Origin of the sequence: uncultured Caldilinea sp. (assembly GCF_937128415.1) — a bacterium.
Classification (GTDB): domain Bacteria; phylum Chloroflexota; class Anaerolineae; order Caldilineales; family Caldilineaceae; genus Caldilinea.
This window is the reverse complement of sequence record NZ_CAKZMJ010000001.1, coordinates 1-19,187: the sequence shown is the minus strand read 5'-3', so window position 1 is coordinate 19,187 and position 19,187 is coordinate 1. Positions and strand designations below refer to the sequence as shown.

General features: G+C 61.0%; 17 protein-coding genes. 15 read left to right on the top strand and 2 right to left on the bottom strand.

Annotation, left to right across the window (positions count from 1 at the left end; all coding sequences use genetic code 11):
- Positions 1-9: 9 nt before the first annotated feature.
- A complete protein-coding gene (locus Q0367_RS00085) occupies positions 10-1,554 on the bottom strand; it encodes a phage tail sheath C-terminal domain-containing protein (protein ID WP_297639986.1) in 1,545 nt (514 codons plus the stop codon).
- Between the two features lie 3 nt (positions 1,555-1,557).
- Complete coding sequence (locus Q0367_RS00080) at positions 1,558-1,779, bottom strand: hypothetical protein (protein WP_297639984.1); 222 nt, start codon at positions 1,777-1,779, stop codon at positions 1,558-1,560.
- Positions 1,780-2,120: 341 nt separating this feature from the next.
- On the opposite strand from Q0367_RS00080, the gene Q0367_RS00075 reads away from it, so the two are divergent.
- The 15 genes from Q0367_RS00075 to Q0367_RS00005 all read left to right on the top strand — a co-directional run bounded on the left by Q0367_RS00075 (position 2,121) and on the right by Q0367_RS00005 (position 19,186).
- Positions 2,121-3,320, top strand: coding sequence for a sugar ABC transporter substrate-binding protein (locus tag Q0367_RS00075; RefSeq protein WP_297639982.1), 1,200 nt, complete (start codon positions 2,121-2,123; stop codon positions 3,318-3,320).
- Positions 3,321-3,388: 68 nt separating this feature from the next.
- Complete coding sequence (locus Q0367_RS00070) at positions 3,389-4,150, top strand: SDR family NAD(P)-dependent oxidoreductase (RefSeq protein WP_297639980.1); 762 nt, start codon at positions 3,389-3,391, stop codon at positions 4,148-4,150.
- 35 nt (positions 4,151-4,185) lie between these two features.
- Entirely contained in the window at positions 4,186-5,712 is a 1,527-nt protein-coding gene (locus Q0367_RS00065) for a sugar ABC transporter ATP-binding protein (protein ID WP_298980518.1), read from the top strand.
- Between the two features lie 35 nt (positions 5,713-5,747).
- Positions 5,748-6,782 (top strand): ABC transporter permease, encoded by a 1,035-nt coding sequence (locus tag Q0367_RS00060; protein WP_363325812.1) that lies wholly within the window; start codon positions 5,748-5,750, stop codon positions 6,780-6,782.
- Positions 6,783-6,816: 34 nt separating this feature from the next.
- The gene (locus Q0367_RS00055; RefSeq protein WP_363325811.1) at positions 6,817-7,908 is read left to right on the top strand and encodes a Gfo/Idh/MocA family oxidoreductase; all 1,092 of its coding nucleotides are present in this window, start codon (positions 6,817-6,819) and stop codon (positions 7,906-7,908) included.
- A gap of 65 nt (positions 7,909-7,973) precedes the next feature.
- On the top strand, positions 7,974-9,503 hold the full coding sequence (locus Q0367_RS00050) for an FGGY-family carbohydrate kinase (protein WP_298980515.1): 1,530 nt from the start codon (positions 7,974-7,976) through the stop codon (positions 9,501-9,503).
- 413 nt (positions 9,504-9,916) lie between these two features.
- Positions 9,917-11,434: an ABC transporter substrate-binding protein gene (locus Q0367_RS00045; protein WP_297639970.1), complete on the top strand. Its 1,518-nt coding sequence runs from the start codon at positions 9,917-9,919 to the stop codon at positions 11,432-11,434.
- Between the two features lie 192 nt (positions 11,435-11,626).
- Positions 11,627-12,625, top strand: a complete 999-nt coding sequence (locus tag Q0367_RS00040; protein ID WP_297639968.1) for a carbohydrate ABC transporter permease — start codon at positions 11,627-11,629, stop codon at positions 12,623-12,625.
- 12 nt (positions 12,626-12,637) lie between these two features.
- Positions 12,638-13,498 (top strand): carbohydrate ABC transporter permease, encoded by an 861-nt coding sequence (locus tag Q0367_RS00035; protein WP_297639966.1) that lies wholly within the window; start codon positions 12,638-12,640, stop codon positions 13,496-13,498.
- Positions 13,499-13,513: 15 nt separating this feature from the next.
- Positions 13,514-15,037, top strand: coding sequence for an FGGY-family carbohydrate kinase (locus Q0367_RS00030; protein WP_298980513.1), 1,524 nt, complete (start codon positions 13,514-13,516; stop codon positions 15,035-15,037).
- Positions 15,038-15,111: 74 nt separating this feature from the next.
- On the top strand, positions 15,112-15,924 hold the full coding sequence (locus Q0367_RS00025; RefSeq protein WP_298980512.1) for a GntR family transcriptional regulator: 813 nt from the start codon (positions 15,112-15,114) through the stop codon (positions 15,922-15,924).
- Positions 15,925-15,953: 29 nt separating this feature from the next.
- Entirely contained in the window at positions 15,954-16,541 is a 588-nt protein-coding gene (locus tag Q0367_RS00020) for a glucose-6-phosphate isomerase family protein (RefSeq protein WP_297639959.1), read from the top strand.
- Positions 16,538-17,506: a phosphoglycerate dehydrogenase gene (locus Q0367_RS00015; RefSeq protein WP_298980511.1), complete on the top strand. Its 969-nt coding sequence runs from the start codon at positions 16,538-16,540 to the stop codon at positions 17,504-17,506. Before Q0367_RS00020 ends, Q0367_RS00015 begins: the two co-directional genes overlap by 4 nt.
- 32 nt (positions 17,507-17,538) lie before the next feature.
- Entirely contained in the window at positions 17,539-18,186 is a 648-nt protein-coding gene (locus Q0367_RS00010; protein ID WP_298980510.1) for a bifunctional 4-hydroxy-2-oxoglutarate aldolase/2-dehydro-3-deoxy-phosphogluconate aldolase, read from the top strand.
- Positions 18,187-18,238: 52 nt separating this feature from the next.
- A complete protein-coding gene (locus tag Q0367_RS00005) occupies positions 18,239-19,186 on the top strand; it encodes a shikimate dehydrogenase (protein ID WP_297639953.1) in 948 nt (315 codons plus the stop codon).
- Position 19,187: the final 1 nt, after the last annotated feature.

Sequence of the window (19,187 nt, the reverse complement as noted above, 5' to 3'; positions counted from 1 at the left end):
TTCTCCTTATCATGCACCGGCGCTTTGGCCGGCGATCTGCTGGATGCGAATGACGACGAACTCGGCGGGCTTGAGCGGCGCAAAGCCGACGTGAATGTTGACGATGCCGCGGTCGATGTCGCTTTGCGTCGTCGTGGTGCGGTCGCAGCGCACGAAGAAGGCCTCGCGCGGGCTGCTGCCTTGAAACGCTCCCTGGCGGAAGAGATCTTGCATGAAGGCGCCGACGTTGAGGCGAATCTGCGCCCACAGCGGCTCGTCGTTCGGCTCGAAGACCACCCACTGGGTGCCGCGATGGAGGCTCTCCTCGATAAAGAGCGCCAGACGACGCACAGGAATGTATTTCCACTCCGACGCCAGGCGGTCGGCGCCCTCGAGCGTGCGCGCGCCCCACGCCACGTTGCCCGTCACCGGGAAGGCGCGCAGCGCGTTGACGCCCAACGGATTGATGCGGCCGTTTTCGCCGTCGGTCATCTTGTAGGCCAGCTCGCGCACGCCGGCCAGCACAGCCTCCTGACCTGCGGGCGCTTTCCAGACCCCGCGCTGCGCATCCGTGCGCGCGATCACCCCCGCCATCACGCCGCAAGGAACGAAAGCAGCCAGGCGATTCTCCTGCAATGGGTCGGCCATGCGCACGCGCGGGAAGTAGAGGATAGCGTTCTCGTCGCGCAGCGGCGCAATAAAACCGGCTGGGTTGTTGGCGTCGCTTTCCACCGCCGTCGGATTCACCCAGGAAGTGCGCGGGTCGACGATCAACATGGCGCGACGTTGTTTGCAATAGGCGAGCGCCGCCGTATAGACCGCCGGGTCGACGTCGCCGTCGGGCGCGACGGGAGGGATGCAGAGCAGGTTGAACAGGTCGGCGTCCTCCAGGGCGAAGATGCCGGTCTTATTGGCCGGCGCCCCCTGCACTTCGCCGGCGGTGGGGGCAATGCCGTCCTGCCCGCCGGTGAGAAAGAGCGAGGCGGCGGCCGGTCGCGTGTTGGGCACGGTTGCGGCGCGCACAAAAACCGACTCGGCGGCAAGCACCGTCTGCACAAAGCGCGGGGAGGTCGGCGTAACCGAGACGTTGCGAAAGGCTTCGCCGGCGATCACATTGGCGGTGGGGCCGGTTCCGTCCATCTCCTCGACGATCAGGTTGAAGAGCGTCGCGTCGCTTGGATCGCGCGTGTTGTGATCGACGGTGATGCGCAGGCGATTGCCCCATTCTCCCGCATCGGCGGCGGCCAGGTCCAGGCCGCCGGTCGAACCGGTGGCTGCAACGGCGTTGTTGGCCGGCGTGGCGTCGCCGCTGTGCACCACGCGCACGATCAGGGCGTCGCCGCCGCCGTTCAAAAAGAAGTGCTGGACGGCGTAACTCATGCCGCTGCTGGCCCATAGGCCGCCGAAGATGCGCTCGAACTCGGCGAAACTCTGCACGCGCACAGGACGGTTGACCGGACCGCGCAGCGCCCGGCCGACAAAAGCGGTGATCGAAGTGGCGACGCCCACGATCGTGCGCACCCCGCTGGGCGCTTCCTCGATGTAGACGCCAGGGTAAGTCAACGTAACGGGCATAGGTCATTCTCCTTCAGGCAATTGCGACTCGGCGAGCATAGCCTCCACGTAGGGGCGAATCAGCTGCGGCAACGACTCCAGCCGGTCAAAATACATTCGGCGTCCGCTCAGGACATGGATGAGGCTGCCGCGCCAACGGGGGGGAGAACTTTTGGTGGCGCGCTCTTCCAGCCAGATTCGCACGATAAAAGAGTGAAAGTCGTCGCCCGGCATGCCGCCGAGCATATCAGAGGGGCGTCTGCGTCAGCGTACGTCGTTGCGTCTTTGCTGCGTCTTCTGCGTGATTTTTTGACATATTGACAAAGACAAAAAGCCGGGATATAGTATTGATAATCCTATCATCCTGTAATTACAAGATATCAGAGGTTCATCCCCTTTGTAGGGCGGGGCTCTACGTTTCCTCAAGCGTTTGCGAAGCCAAGGAGCGGGGGTGAGAACGCGTTACTTTTCAACTCAACTCTAGACGCGCCCTGAAAAAAGCATGCATCAACATGCTATTTGTATTTCCTGATCAGAGTTTGAGCGAATGCTCGAGGCGTTGCCACCACGAGAAAGGAGAAAAAAACATGTCACGTAGCATCGGTTTCCCAATTGTTTTGGCGATCGCCATCGTAGGGATGCTGATCGGCGCCTGCGCGCCTGTTGGGCCCTCCCCCGCCTTACCGGCGGAGGCCAGGCCGCGCTGGCAGGAGCCCATTGTCATCGGCTGGACTCCGCCGGACATCACGGGCGTTTTCAAGACAGCGACAGACTTTTTTGAAAAGTCGGCGCAGGACGCGAACGCCAATGGATTCAACGTCCAGGTGATCGCTCAGTCTCCTCCAACCCACGTCGCCTTCGCCGATCAGGTGGCGATTATTGAAGACTACATCCAGCGAGGAGTGGACGTAATTGCCATCTCACCCATTGAGGTGGAGGTGATCAAGCCGGCGGTCCAGAAGGCCAATGAGAGAGGCATCCCGGTGATTATCGTAAACTTGTTGGAGCCGATCGCCGGGCTAGACATCGCTTCCTATATCGGCTTTGACAACACCGTCGCTGCAGAGGTGACCGCCTACGCACTTCTGGACTATTTTGGCGGCCCGGGGGTATTGGGCGCCGGGCGTGCGGTGGAGGTGGCGCCAGACCAGTATCTGGATATTGAATTCTGGCGCAATCTCTACACAGATTTGCCAGAGGATGAGAAGGCGCAGATTCGGGCTCGGGGCGCCATCATAGAAGGGGTGGCGGGCGGTTTCTTCTCCCAGGCCCGCTTGAACGGCTTCCACAACGTCGTAGATCAGTTCCCCGGCATTGAGATCGTCGGCGTTCCCTGTGCAGCCGATTGGAATCGGGAGAAAGGAATCAAATGCGCTGAGGATTTCCTGACCGCCAATCCCACCGGCCTGGACTTCATTTGGGCAGCTTCGAATGAAATGGGTCTGGGCGCAATGCTGGCCTCCGAGGCGGCGGGCCGTTTAGAGCTGGCTACAGAAGGGCCGGTGCTGGACGATGAGAAAGTCGCAATTTTCACTAACGACGTGACCCCCGAATCCGTGGACCGCATTGCAGAGGGGAAGATCGTGGCTGAAACAACGCATGGCTTCGCCGACTGGGGGTGGTTCGGGACCTACTTTGCGGTGCGCCTGGCCTGCGGGCTGGATGTTCCCGAGATTTACGATATCCGTCCTCGCATCGCCTACATCACAAACGCCCGTCAGTTTTATCCCGATCCCGTCCTGCCAGAACTGGATTGGGAGAGCGTGAAGGCGCAATGTCAGCCATAAGTCAGGGTGGGCGGGAGCCTGCGTAGGGCTTCCGCCCACCCTGAACAATCTGCAGCGGGAGGGTCGAAATGGAGTTTCAGAAAAAAGTTGTCGTCGTTACAGGGGGGTCCAAAGGCATCGGGAAGGCGGTTGCGCTCGCCTTCGCCCGTGAGGGAGCGCGGGTCGCTGTGGCGAGTAGAGAGGCAGCCGCAGGCGAAGCCGTAGTCCGTGAGATCGAGTCTCTGGATGGGGAGGCCTTTTTCGTTCCGGTGGATGTCTCTCAGGAAGATCAGGTTCAGGCTGCGGTCCAGCGTGTACTGGAGCGTTGGGGAGGGCTGGACATTCTGGTCAACAATGCGGGCGTTTATCTTCAGGGCGATGCAACTGAAACGACGCTAGATCAATGGAATCACATCCTGAGCGTCAACCTGACCGGGGTGTTCCTGTGCACCAAGTACGCCGCTCAGGCCATGCTCAGCAGGGGCGGCGGAGTGATCGTAAACGTCTCTTCGGAAGCGGGGTTGGTGGGAATTCCGGGACAGGTGGCCTACAACACATCGAAGGCGGGCGTCATTAGCTTGACAAAGAGCTGCGCCGTAGACCTGGCCCGACGAGGAATTCGGGTCAATTGCGTCTGTCCTGGAACCACAGATACGCCGTTGGTGCAGGAAGCGCTCCGGCGAGCCTCCGATCCGGCGGCCGCACGCCGGCGCTTGGAGGAAGTGCGACCGCTGAATCGTCTCGGCGCCCCTGAGGAAATCGCCGCCGCCGTTTTGCTGTTGGCCAGCGACCGAATGGCCTACGCCACCGGCGCCGTGCTCAGCGTGGATGGCGGCTACACGGCGCAGTGAATCCCCAGTACAGTGAATCCCATTGCGAGGCTCTGATGGCGGAAGAAAGACGTCTGCTTTTGCGGATGGAGCAGATCGATAAACGCTTCCCGGGCGTGCATGCTCTGGATCATGTGGACTTCGACCTTTACGAGGGAGAGATACACGTTCTGCTCGGAGAGAATGGCGCCGGCAAATCCACTTTAATGAAAATTTTAAGCGGGGCCATCTCAAGGGACAGTGGGCGGATCTGGATTGGCGGTCGAGAGGGGCTGGTGGAGGTCTCGGATCTCACACCAGAACGCACCAGGGCCTTAGGAATCGGGATGGTCTATCAGGAACTCAGCCTTGTCCCTTACCTCTCGGTGGCCGAAAACATTTTTCTCGGCGGGCTGCCGCGCACTCGCTGGGGCGCAGTGGATTGGGCCCAGACGTATCATCGGGCCTGGCAACGCCTGCAAGACCTGGGGGTGTCCATCGATCCACGAGCTCAGGTGCGAGAATTAAGCGTGGCCGAGCAGCAATTGACGGAGATCGCACGAGTCCTGGAAAGTCATCCCCGTATTCTCGTATTGGATGAACCCACTTCCGCCCTATCCGATACAGAGCGGACGCGTCTCTTTGAGTTAATCCGGCGTCTCCGAGATCGCGGGGTGGGCATCATCTACATCTCTCACCGTCTGGCTGAGATTCCCCTCATCGGGGATCGCGTGACCGTCTTACGAGACGGCAAGCGCATCGCCACCCTGCCGGTGACCGAAGTGGATGAGGATCGTCTCATTCAGATGGTGGTCGGACGCAAACTCACCGAGCAATATCCCTGGCGCAACAACGTACGCGGCGAAGCGCTTCTGCGAGTGGAAAACCTTTCTCTGCCTGGAGTGCTGCGCAACGTGTCCTTTACGCTTCACGAGGGCGAAATTGTGGGGGTCTTTGGCTTAATGGGAGCAGGGCAAAATGAGCTGGCCCGCGCTCTGTGTGGGCTGGAGCCTCGATACACAGGGCGAATCTTTATCGCGAACCAGCTGATCCACCTGCGTCATCCCTGGGATGCGATTCGGCAGGGCGTCGGCCTCTTGCCTCGCGATCGGCGAGATGGTTTGGTTCCCTTATTGCCCATTCCACCCAACATCACACTGGGACAACTCTGCTTGGGCAGTCCGTTCCGAATCTTGAACCTGCGTCAGGAGATTCAGATCGCCAATACGTACGTGGAGCGGTTGCATATCCACCCTCCCATTTTGAACCGACCCGTCTTTTATCTCAGCGGAGGAAACCAGCAAAAGGTGGTGCTGGCCCGGTGGCTTTGCAGCAATGTACGCCTCCTGGTCCTGGATGACCCCACCCGAGGGATTGATGTGGGGGCTAAAGCAGAAGTCTTCACGCTGATGGAAGAGCTCTCCCAACGAGGCGTAGGGATTCTCTTTGTTTCATCGGAAATGGAGGAGCTTCTGGCAATGGCCAATCGCATTCTTGTGCTCCGCCAAGGGCAGATTTCAGCCGAATATCAGCGAGGCGAAGCCACTGAGGAAGACCTTCTGCGCAGTGCAAGTTATGAGAAATCCAATGGAGGCTCACGGTGAAGAAAAAAGCGTCTCCCCTGAAACAGCAGCCCATGATGTCCCCTCCGATGGCGCGGCCCCGTTTCAATCCAGAAACGTTGCGCCGGTGGGCTGTGCAAATGGGCGCCTTACTGGCCCTTCTTCTCCTGGTCGGGTATCTCTCTCTGGCCTCCCCTCACTTTCTCACCCCTGGCAACATTGCCAATGTAGCCAGGCAGACCGCTGTGACAACCATTCTGGCGGCCGGGCAGACCTTCGTGATCCTGAGCGGCGGAATCGACCTTTCGGTGGCCGCAACGGCCGGCCTGTCTGCTTCAGTCGCCGCTGTTTTGATGACCTCGCAGGTGTGGATATTGGGCGTTCCCATCGGGCCGGTCCCATTCGGCGTGGGAATGATCATTGCCATGCTGGTTGGTTTGTTGGTGGGATTGCTGAACGGACTGATCATCACCAAAGGCCGCATCCCCGATTTCATCGCCACCCTGGGGACGTTGACTACAATGCGAGGGATTGCCTTGCTGGTCACCGGGGGATTGCCTGTGCCTTCCCATCTTACAGCGACTGAATTGCGAGGCTACCTTCCCCCTGAATTGATCTGGATGGGGGCGGGCGATGTCTTCGGCATCCCGGTCGCCGGCCTCATTGCGCTCGGAGTCATCGTTGTAGGCTGGTGCATCCTCCGGTACACCGCCTTCGGCCGCGCCATCTACGCCGTTGGCGGCAATCGGGAGGCGGCGCGCGTCTCCGGGATCAACATTGATCGAACGAAAATCATGGTGTACATGCTGTCCGGCTTGCTGGCGGCTTTGGCCGGCATGGTGTTGACCGGCCGTCTCAATTCCGCCAACGCCCTGATGGGTGAGGGCGAGGAGCTCCGCTCCATCGCAGCGACGGTTATCGGAGGCGCCAATCTCTTTGGAGGACAAGGCAGCCTGTTGGGAACCTTGATCGGCGCCCTCGTGATCGGCGTCCTGGGCAACGGCCTGAATCTGCTGAACGTCAGCGCCTTCTGGCAGCGGGTGATTCAAGGCCTGGTCATTATCGGGGTGGTGATCTTTGACCAGTGGCGGCGTCGACGGTTTGGCGCCTGACAGGCGGAATTCCTATGCCTGAGGGTTTATTGCCATGGACAGCCCAAGCAAGAAATCGGAGTCTGAGAGAACAAGGATGAGCAGCAAAGTGCAAGTTTGCATCGTGGGCGTGGGGCGGGCTGGGATGATTCATGCTCGGAATTTTCGTTGGCGCGTTCCTAACGCAGAACTTGCAGCCATCGTGGACGCCGACGTGGAACGAGCCCGCGCAGCCGCAATGGAGCTAGACCTGGGCGATCGTTTTTACTCTGACCTGGAGCATGCTCTTCAGAAGATTGCGTGTGACGCCGTGGTTATCACCACTCCAACTTTCACCCATGCTCCTCTGGCTTTGAAGGCGGCGGCGGCCGGCAAACATATCTTCTGTGAGAAGCCAATGGCGCTCACGCTGAAGGAATGTGATCAAATGATCGAAGCGGCTCAACGGGCAGGCGTCATTTTGCAAATCGGATTCATGCGCCGTTTTGACCCTCCTTTCGTCGAAGCAAAACGCCAAATAGACGAAGGAGCCATTGGACGCCCCCTCATCGTCCGCACCCTGACACGCGGGCCAGGCCTTCCGCCCGCATGGGCTCATGACCCTCGCGCCAGCAACGGGATGCTGGCCGAGGTGAACAGCCATGATTTTGATACAGTGCGCTGGCTGGGTGGAGGAGAATTCGTCAACCTCTTCGCCCGCGCCGGGGCGTACAAAGTCCCAGAGCTCCGACAGCGCTATCCGGACTTTTATGACACCGCCATCGTGAGCGCAGCGCTGGACAATGGGGCCATGGGAATCATAGACGGAGTCTGTCCGGCGGACTACGGCTATGACGCACGGGCCGAAGTGGTCGGGACGGAAGGCATTCTGGTCATCGGTGCGCTTCACGCCCCCCCTGTGACCCGCATCACGAAAGCGGCCAATGTCGTGGCGCCGCGCATCCCCTCCTGGCCTGTTCGGTTCGATCAGGCCTATCATGCCGAGGCAACCCATTTTGTGCAGTGCATTCGGGAAGGCCTCTCCCCGAGCGTAGGGGGATGGGATGGACGGCAGGCGCTAGAGGCGGCCCTGGCGTCCAATCGGTCGATTGAAACGGGCCTTCCGATTTCCCTTCCCCTCTCCACTGAAGCGGGAGCGCCGGCTTGATGAAGGCCCAGAAAAACGGTCAGGCAGTCTAAAAGACACCCCTCGGCGCCAACAAGGAGGCATCTATGGGCAAGACATACTTGATCGGCGTGGATTTGGGAACGGCCGGGACAAAAGCGGCGATCTTTGACAGCGAAGGCAACCTCATCGCCGACGCCTATGAGGAATCCCGGCTGGTTTATCCCAAGCCCGGTTGGGTGGAGCAAGACCCCGAGGACATCTATGGGTCTGCTGTCCGCACCATTCGAGAGTGCCTGGAGCGAAGCCGTATTGACCCAGGAGCGGTCGCCGCTTTGGCTTTTGACGGCCAAATGGCCGGGATCGGCGCCGTAGATGAGAATTGGGGGGCGCCGATTCATTATGACTCCTGGCTAGACACTCGATGCCGGGCTTATATCGAACAGATGCAAGAGGAGGCGGATCGAATCATTACTCTCACCGGGGGCCCGCCCTCCATCTCTCACGGCGCGAAGATCCTCTGGTGGATGCACGAACACCCCGATGCATTTCGCCGCATCGCCAAATTCGTCGTGCCAGGAGGATATGTAGCCGGGCGAATGGCGGGCCTTCGCGGCGATGAGGCTTTTATGGACCGCACGTATCTTCATTTCACCTGCTTCAGCGACACCGCTGCGAGTCAATGGTCCGAAGAATTGCTGGAGCGGTTTGACGTTCCCAAGGAGAAATTGCCTCGCATCGTGGACCCATGGGAGGTGATCGGCTGCGTCACCAAAGAGGCGGCGCAAGAGACAGGCCTCCGGCAAGGCACGCCGATTGCAGCCGGATGCGGAGATCAGGCCGCCGGCATGTTAGGCGCTGCCATGGTTCGCCCCGGCATGGTGTTTGATGTGGCCGGCACCGCCTCCGTCTTTGCAGTCTGCCTGGATCGTTTCGTTCCAGATCGTCGACATCGGACATTGTTCGTCGCCCATCTGGCTGTGCCGGGCCTCTACTACGCCCTCGCTTACATTAACGGAGGCGGAATGAACCTGCGGTGGTTTCGAGATGAACTGGCTCCACACGAGAAGGTGGAGACCGCCGAGCGTCCCGGGGGATTTTACGCCTGGTTCGACCAAAAGGCGGAGGCAATCCCTCCTGGATCAGACCACCTCCTGTTCCTTCCCCATTTGGGAGGGCGGGTTTGCCCCAGTGAGCCTAACCTGCGCGGCGTTTTCTTTGGTTTGAACTGGTCTCACACCAAAGCTCACCTCTATCGGGCGATTCTGGAAAGCGTGGCCTATGAGTATGCATATTATCAACGCATCGTCCAGAGCCTCCTACCGGACCTTCAATTCACCGAAACGCGGGTGATTGGCGGCGGCGCCCGCAGCCGGGTTTGGAACCAGATCAAGGCCGATGTGCTGAACACCCCTTATGTCACATTAAACCGCCAGGAATTTCCAGTGCTTGGTTCAGCGATCCTGGCCGGATACGCTGTGGGAGTCTTCAAAGATATGGCGGCAATCGCTGAATCTCTCGTCTCGCCGACAAGCCGGATTGAGCCACGGGCGGAGGTTCATCAAACGTATCAACCTTTGATTGAGCAATATATTCGCCTGCTGGAGCAGACCAAACCCCTGTTTGAGGCTCTATAGGGATCGTCGCCCGATTCAACAGTTATAACCATTGGCTTCCTCTCCGAGCATGCCCTGGAGAGGCGGGATGGCGACTTCCATTGGGCGCCACCCCGCACACTTCGCGACCCCACCGCAATGCGTCATACCTGGGACTGATAGTCCTCTATTTTTATGGATTGACAAGCGCAAGAATTCAAGTTATAGTAGAAGTAATCCTATCATCCTGTAATTACAAGAGCGACGAGAGTTTGCCTCTCTCAACAGAAAGGCATTTCTGTCCTCAAATTTCTGCCATAGCGAACAGCAGAATTGAGGAGCGTTTATGCAGTTGTTATCTCTCCATGGTTGCGCGTCATTGACCAGGAGATTGGCACGCGTGTTTTGACCGTGTTTGACATGGGCTTCGAGGGACACCACAAGGAGAATCTACTATGTTTCGCAGACAATTTTGGTTGCCGATGCTATTGCTCCTGACGATCAGCGCCCTGATCTGGGGCTGCGCAGCGCCGGGCGTCCAACCGCCTGCGGTGGGCGAAGTAGGGGTGGAAGCCAAACCGTTCGCCGGGCAAAAGGTGGTCGTCGTCACCCAGACCGGGCGTTCGATCGGCGGGCCGGTGGAGGATCACGCGCCGGAGTGGGAGGCGCTGACCGGAGGAACTGTAGAGCTGCAGCAGTTTGCATTCGGCGAGCTTTTTGAAAAGATCATCACGGCGTTCGAGACCGGCGCCGCCGCTTACGACGTGTTGATCTTCCCCGCCAACTGGGCGGGTGACTTCATGGCGCCGGGCTATCTGGAGCCGATCCCGCAGGAAATGCTCGATCGACTGGAGCCGGACGACATCATCCCGCTCTACCGCGAGCGCATCACCGCCTGGGGCGACACCGTCTACGCGCTGCCTTACGACGGCGACGCGCACATGCTCTATTACCGCAAAGACCTCGTCAACCCTGAATCGCCCTACGCCGCCGAGTTTCAGGAGCGCTATGGCTATCCGCTCGACGAGCCGAAGACCTGGTCTGAATACTACAACATCGCCGAATTCTTCCATGGCCGCGAGGTGGAGACCGGCGGAGAAGTCGCGCCGATCGCCGGCGTCGCCGAAGCGCAGCGGCGCAACGCCCAGAGCTACTGGGTGTTCATCTCTCATGCAGCGGGCTACGGCAAAGTTCCCGGCGATCCTTGCTTCTTCTTCACCTGCGACGATATGACGCCGTTGGTCAACTCGCCGGCGTGGGTGCAGGCGCTCAACGACTACATCCGCTCGCGCGATCTGGGGCCGGCGGAGCAGCTCCAGTGGGACGTGGCCGATACGCGCGTGCACTTCCCGGCGGGCGCAGCCGTGTTGAACATCGACTGGGGCGACGTTGGGCCGATCTCCTACAACCCGGACGCTTCGGTCATCGTCGGCAAGACCGGCTTTGGCGTGCTGCCGGGCGGCGACCGCTACTGGGACTACAAGCGCGGGGAATGGGTGGAGGAAGTCAACGTGGCGCCCTTCATCGCCTTCGGCGGCTGGATCATCGGCGTCTCGGCCAACAGCCAGGTGAAAGAGGCGGCGCTGGACTTTGCGGCCTTCATGGCGCGGCCGGAGCTGGTCAAACAGCTCGCCGTCACGCCCGACACCGGCATCAACCCATCGCGCTACAGTCAGCTTGAGGACATCGACCTGTGGCTCAACGCCGGCTTCGACCGCGAGGGCGCCGAAGATTACCTGGCGGCGATCCGCGAGACGATCGCACATCCCAACGCCGTGCTCGACTTGCGCATCCGCGGTTCGGCGGAGTATATGAACGTGTTGGATACGGAGATCAGCCGCGCGCTGGCGAACGAGATCACCCCGCAGGAGGCGCTGGACAACGTCGCCGCGGCCTGGCAGGAGATCACGGATCGCCTCGGTCGCGAGGAGCAATTGCGCCAGTATCGCAACGCTGTAGGGTATACAGAGTAAACGAGCTGTGTAACGCTGTGCCGAATCGACGCGCAACCGAAGATAACAGCGCAGCTGGCGGCGACGCCTCTTTCCTCAGGATGAACACTGTGAGGCGTCGCCGCAAAAGCCCACGAAAATACGAAAAGAAATAAAACAGTTGTCGCAGACCCATTGATCGAGCGGACATCCATGTTCGACTGAGTGAACACTATGACGCAGCCCCATGCACCGGCGCGCAAAGAGGAGGGCAGGCCTCACGAACGCACAATCAAGCGCATCTTTCTCATGCCTGCCGTCATTTATCTGTTGCTCTTGTCCGTCTTTCCCATGCTGTGGTCGCTGAGCATCAGCTTCACCGACTACCAACGCGGGGCGATTCGAACCGCAGTGGACGTGGGAGGGGACGTCTCGGCGGGCGCACCGGCCGGCGCCGAGACGCCGACAGGGCAAGGCCTTCGTCTGACGCTGCGCAACTACGAGCGTATGGCAAGCGATCAACGTCTTCACACCGCGGCGTTGAACACGCTCACCTACGTGATCGGCGGCGTCCTGCTTCAATATGTCGTAGGATTTCTGCTGGCGTTGGTGTTGCACCAGGACTTCTGGGGACGCAACATTGCGCGCGTGATCTTCTTGATGCCGATGATGGTGACGCCGGTCGCCGCCGCCTACATGGGGCGCATGTTGTTCGACTCGCGCCTCTCGCCGCAGGCGCATCTGCAACGCATCCTTTCTTCGCTCACGGGATGGGAGATTTCCATCCCATGGTTCGGCGACGGCCGTTGGGCCACGCTGGCGATCATCCTGATCGACAGCTGGCAGTGGATTCCGTTTATGACGCTGCTGCTGCTCGCCGGCATGCAGAGCATCCCGGAAGACATCTATGAGGCTGCGCGCGTGGACGGCGCTTCCTCGTTTCAAATCTTGCGCAAGATCACCTTTCCACTGCTCCTGCCGATCTCGCTCACCGCTATCCTGATCCGAGGGCTGGAAATTTTCAAGATTATCGACATTATCGTCGTCACGACAGGCGGCGGCCCAGGCTCGGCGACGGAGTCTCTGACCATGTACATCTTCCGCACCGCCCTCACCTTTGGCAATTTCAGCTACGCAGCGGCCATCTCATACGCCCTGCTGGTTCTCGTCATTCTCTTCGCCACCCTCTTTTTGATGTTGGGGCGGCGCTTCGCCAGGCAGAGCATTTCGTAGGAGGCGTCGATCATGCGGCGAAAATTCTGGCAGCGCACGTTGCTCTACACCGTCGTGGTGCTGTGGTCTATCGTCTGTCTGTTTCCGTTCTATTGGCTGTTCACGACTTCGTTCAAGACCCCGCTGGCGGTCAGTCGAGGCCCGCGCTATGTTCCGTATGTCGATTTTCAGCCCACGGGAGACCACTGGCGTTATCTTTTCAACGAACAAGGCAGAACGCTGGCGCGTCATTTTCGCAACAGCCTGATCGCTGCGACGGGAGCCACGGTGGCGGCGGTCATCCTCGGCGCCATGGGCGGCTATGGGCTGGCGCGCTATCGGTATCACTGGCGTCGTTTTTTCAACTGGCGCAACGACAATATTGCGTTCTGGATCATCTCACAGCGCTTCTTGCCGCCTGCCCTCTTCGTCGTGCCCTTTTTGTTGCTCTATTCCTGGCTCAACCTGATCGACACCCACATCGGGTTGATCATGGCGTACACCATGTTCAACGTGCCCTTTGCGCTCTGGATCATGCGCGACTTTTTCATGAACCTGCCGATCGAGTTGGAGGAAAGCGCGCTGGTCGACGGCGCCACCCCCTGGCAGGCCTTTGTGCGCATCGTCCTGCCCTTGAGCGCGCCTGGGCTTGTCTCGGTGGCGATCTTCTCGTTTGTCTTTTCGTGGAATGAGTTTCTGTACGCCTTGATGCTCACCAATTATGAGGCGATTACGCTGCCCGTGCTGATCGCCGGACAGAACAACACGCGGGGAATCCAGTGGTGGTATATTTCGGCGCTGACCCTGACAGCGGTCGCACCGGTGGTGCTCATCGGCCTGGCGCTGGAGCGCTATATCATCCGGGGGCTGACGGCCGGCGCCATCAAGGGGTAGAAAGAGGAATGCGCGATGAAGCGAACGCTCTTGTTAAGCATCGACATTGGCACGCAGAGCACGCGCGCGGCGCTGTTGACGCCGACCGGCGAGATGGTTGCAGGCGCCGGCCGCAGTCAAGAGATGGAAACGCCGCAGGCCGGCTGGGCCGAACAGGACCCCGCCATGTGGTGGCGCAACGCCGTCGACTGCATCCAGGAAGCCATGGCGCACGCGCAGGCCACCCCCGACGAAGTGCAGGCCGTCGGCGTCAGCGGCCAGATGCACGGGACCGTGCCCCTCGGCGCCGACGGAGCGCTGCTGAGCCATCGCGTCCAGCTGTGGTGCGATAAGCGCGGGGCGGCGCTGGCGGAAGCGTTCAGACAGTCGCCTGGGGCGGAGCGCGCCTCGCAGCTGGCAGGCAACCCGCCGCTGCCGAGCTGGATCGGCTTCAAAATCAAATGGCTCCAGGAATACGCCCCCGACCTCTACGCACAGACGTGGAAGTTCCTCACGCCTAAGGATTTCATCAACTTCCGCCTCACCGGCGAAGTCGCCACGGACTATTCGGAGGCCTCCGGCTCCTTCCTGATGGATGTGACGCAGCGCGCCTGGTCGGACGAGCTGATCGGCTATCTTGGCCTGGACCGCGCAAAGCTGCCCGACATCCGGCGTTCGAGCGAGGTGATCGGCCGGGTCACGCGCGAGGCTGCAGCCGCCACCGGCCTGGCCGCAGGCACGCCCGTCGTGGCGGGCGGCGGCGACATGATGTGCACGTTGCTCGCCGCCGGCCTGATCGAGCCGGGCGCCGCCTCCGACATCACCGGCACCTCGAGCATCTTTTCCGTCTTCACCGCTGCGCCCGTGCTCGACCTGCGGCTGATGAACCTGCATCACGTGACCGATGGTTGGACGCCCTTCGGAATCACCGATACGGGGGGAGTGGCGCTAAAATGGTTCAAAGACAATTTGTGTCGTCATGAGAGCGCCGAGGCGGCGGCGCGCGGGGTGCGCGTCTACGCGCTGTTGGATGAATACGCAGCGCAGACGCCGCCGGGCAGCGAAGGGCTGCTCTTCTTCCCGTATCTTCTCGGCGAACGCACGCTGGGGACGCCCTATGCGCGAGCCGTCTTCTTCGGGCTGACTCCGCGACACGGCGTGCCTGCAATGGCGCGGGCGATCATGGAAGGGGTCACGCTGGAGCTGCGCCGCACGCTCGAAATCGTCGAAAAGGCGGGTCATCCTGTGCATACGATCTATCACAGCGGCGGCGGCGCCTACAGCGATCTCTGGTCGCAGATCAAAGCCGACATCTACCAAAAACCGGTGGTCACCTTCGCCAACACCGAGGGAGGATTGCTGGGGGCGGCCATTTTGGCGGGGACGGGCGTCGGTCTCTATCTCGATGAACGCGAGGGGGCGCGGCGCTGTCTGCGCATTCGTAAACGCTTCACGCCCGATGCATCTACGGCAAAGCGCTACGACCATCTTTTTGCGCTCTTTCAGGAACTGCATGACCTGTTCCAAAAGCCTTTTGAACGTTTGGCGAAGATGCCGTGATTTTCCATTGAGAAAGCTATAGGGGTGCGCGCCCCTGCGAGGGGATGGTTCTTTTAGATTTAGAAGGTTCGTTCGTGGAGCAAAAGATCGATTTCCAAAGCCCGATTCCGTATTACGTCCAGCTCCTGGATTTCTTGCGCGAAAATATCAAGCAGGGCGTGTGGCGCCCCGGCGATCAACTGCCAGGCGAACACGCCTTGTGCGAACAGTATGACGTCAGTCGCACCGTGGTGCGCCAGGCGCTCAGCGAGCTGGAGGCGGAAGGTCTGATCGTGCGGCGCAGGGGCAAAGGCGCTTTTGTGGCCGAACCCAAGATCATCGAAAGCCTCGCCCAGAAGCTGACCGGCTTTTATCAGGACATGAGCGAGCGCGGCCTGCGCACCATCACGCGGGTGCTGATCCAGGAGGTGACGCCGGCGCCGGCGAACGTCGCCCGACAACTGGGAATCGCCGCCGAGACCCCCGTCGTGCATCTGCATCGTCTGCGCTTTGTGGAGAACGAACCGATCCTGCTCGTGACCAGTTACTTGCCGCACGCCTTGTGCCCGGGGCTGGAGCACATAGATTTGAGCAACCGTTCGCTGTACGCCTGCCTGGAGCAGGTCTATGGCCTGATCATCGCCCGCGGGCGCAGGCGCATCGGCGCCGTGGCTGCGGACAGCGAACAGGCGCACCTGCTGGGCATCGAGCCCGGCGCGCCGTTGCTCTCACTCGACAGCGTCAGCTATCTGGCCGATGACACGCCGATCGAATACTATCACGCCGTGCACCGCGGCGACCGTTCGCAATTCGAGGTGGAGCTGGTGCGCATTCACGAGCAAGGACAGGTGCGCAGGACGTTGCGCTCCACCGAAAACGATCTACCGAACAGCAACGAACTGTTGTGACCTGAGATTGAACCTGTGGAGATCAAGCCATGAGCAACACCCCTTTCACCTTCGGCTTTTGCGACGACTACATCGCTCTAGACCGCTTTGACAATCACATCATGCGTCATCTTTCCTCCATGAAAGGGCAGTATCAGGACGAGGCAGCCTACGCCGCGCAACTGGCGAAGGCGGACGCCTTGATCTATGAAGTGTACGAAGTGACCCGACCTGACGCCGTCGGCGAGCTGCGCAGCGGCCTCTCGATCGTCCACCCCGGCAAGATCGGCGACGAATATTTCATGACGAAGGGACACTTTCACGCCGTGCTGGAGACCGGGGAAGTCTATCACTGCCTCAAGGGCGAAGGCATGATCGTGATGGAAACCCCGGAAGGCGAGTGGGCGGTCGAAAGGTTGCACCCCGGTCGCGTGCTCTACGTGCCCCCACGATGGGCGCATCGCTCGGTGAACACCGGCGCGGGCGATCTGGTGACCTTTTTCGTCTATCCGTCGCACGCCGGGCACGATTATCTCACCATCGAAAAGTTCGGCTTTCGCAAGATCGTGATTGAGCGAGACGGCCGGCCCTATATCGCCGACAACCCGCGCTGGCTGCCTCCAGAAGCCCGTTCATGAAAGACCTCAAGCATTGTCGCGTCCTGGTGACGCCCACTTCTTTCGGCAAACATGACCCCCGGCTGCGCGCCGAGTTGGAGGCTGCGGTCGGCGAGGTGATCTACAACCCAACCGATCAGCCGCTCTCCTCCGATGAGGTGCGCGCCCTCCTGCCCGGTTGTCACGGCTACATCGCCGGGCTCGACGTCATCGACCGCGCCGCCCTGGAGGCTGCAGACGCCCTGAAGGTGATCGCACGCTACGGCGTAGGCGTGGACCGCATCGACCTGGAGGCTGCCCGCGCGCGCGGGATCGTCGTCACCAACACGCCGAGCGCCAATGCCGCCTCCGTCGCCGAGCTGACGATCGGGCTGATGATCGCGCTGGCGCGCTCGATTCCCACTGCCGACGCCGCCACCAAAGCCGGCCAATGGCCCCGGTTCACCGGCGTAGCGCTGGAAGGAAAGATGGTCGGGCTGATCGGCTTCGGCTCGATCGGCCAGCAGACTGCGCAACGCTTGCAGGGCTTCGATTGCCGCATCCTGACTTACGACCCTGCGGTCGCCCCGGAGGTTGCGCGCACGCATCAGGTGGAATGGGCGCCGTTGGAGGAGGTCGTCGCCCAGGCCGATTTTCTTTCTCTACACCTCCCTCTTACGCCGGCGACTCGGGGCATGGTGAACGCCGACTTCCTCGCCCGCATGAAGCCCGGCGCCTTCCTGATCAACACCGCGCGCGGGGAGCTAATCGATGACGACGCGTTGGTCGAAGCGTTGACCAGCGGACGGCTGCGCGGGGCTGCCCTGGACGTCTTCAGCCGCGAGCCGCCCGATCCTCGCCATCCGCTGCTGAAGCTGCCCAACGTCATCGTCACGCCGCACGCGGGCGCGCACACCGACGCCGCCATGAACGCCATGGGCTGGGGCGCGCTGCGCGACTGCCTGGCCGTCCTGCGCGGAGAGACGCCGCAGCATCGCGTCGTTTAGCCGATTTCTCATGAACAGGGCAAGAGAAGCGCATGGATAAACAAACAACGCTCGCACAAATCGAAGAGTTGGGGCTTGTGGCGGTGCTGCGCGGCCCTTCTCCAGAGCTGACGCTCGCCATGGTGGATGCACTCGTGGCAGGAGGCGTGCGCGGGATCGAGATCACCTACACCACCCCCAATGCGGAGGAAGTCGTCGCAACGCTGAAGCGCAAATATGGCGCATCTATCGTGCTCGGCATGGGCACCCTGACCGAACCGGAGCAGGTCGAGCGGGCGCAAGCCGCCGGCGCGCAATTTCTGGTCAGCCCGCACTGCGACCCCATGCTGGGGGAGCGGATGGTTGCCAGCGCGCTGCCGGCGATGATCGGCGCCCTGACGCCCACCGAAGTGGTGCAGGCGCATCGCCTGGGCGCCGACGTCGTCAAACTCTTTCCGGGTTCGCTGGGCGGGCCGGCCTATTTGCAGAGCTTGCGCGGGCCGTTCCCCCGCATTCGCATGATGCCGACGGGCGGCGTCAGCCTGTCCAACGTGGCGCAGTGGTTTCAGGCAGGCGCCGTGGCGGTGGGGGCCGGCGGCGAGTTGTGTCCCGCCGCCTGGGCCAAAGAGGGCCGTTTCGATGCGATCACTGCACGCGCAAAGGAATTCGTCGCCGCCGTTGCGGCTGCGCGTCGAAACTGAAGGAAATTGGATTTCGACGTAAACGCCCTTTAGAAACCGAGGGAGTTTTGCTATGCACGCCTATCCAGTTGTCCCCAAGACGACGCCCACCTTCTATTTCATCGGCGTCACCACGCGACAATCGTCGATCGTCAAGCTCTTCCCGCGCTGGATGGAGCTTCTCGGCAGGCCGGAAGTCGTGCTGGAGTGCGTCGACCACAAAATTCACGACGCTCCGGAAGCCTACCGGGCCACCGTGGCGCAAATCAAGTATGACCCGCTTTCCCTGGGCGCGCTGGTCACCACGCACAAAATGGACATCTACGCCGCCGCACAGGATATGTTCGATTACCTTGATCCCTACGCCCGGCTCACGCAGGAGCTCTCTTCGATCTCCAAGCGAGATGGACGTCTGGAAGGGCACGCCAAAGACCCGATCACGGTGGGGCTGAGCCTGCAGGCTATCCTCGGCCCCGGCTATTTCGGTCGCACCGGCGGGCATGTGCTTTGCTTCGGCGCAGGCGGGTCGGCGATTGCGCTGCTGCTGCACCTGATCAGCCGAGAGGACAAGGCGGATCGCCCGGAGCGGATGATCCTGGTCGATCTGCTGCCGCCGCGGCTGGAGCATGCGCGCCGGCTGGTCGAGCAACTCAACACAGACATTGTGGTGGAATGCGTGCTCAACGACGACCCTCGGCGCAACGACGCGTTGATGGCGACGTTGCCGCCTGGCAGCCTGGTCGTCAACGCCACGGGGCTGGGCAAGGACCTTCCCGGCTCGCCGATTACAGACCAAGGAGTGTTTCCTTGCAACGGCGTGGTCTGGGAGTTCAACTATCGAGGCGAACTTGATTTCCTCCATCAGGCGTTGCGCCAACAGTCGACGCGAAATCTGCGCGTGGAGGATGGGTGGCTTTACTTTTTGCACGGCTGGTCGCAGGTGATCGCACAGGTGCTGCACATCGATCTCTCGGATGAACTCTTCGCCAAACTGGAGTCCGCCGCAGCCGTCCTGCGGTGAG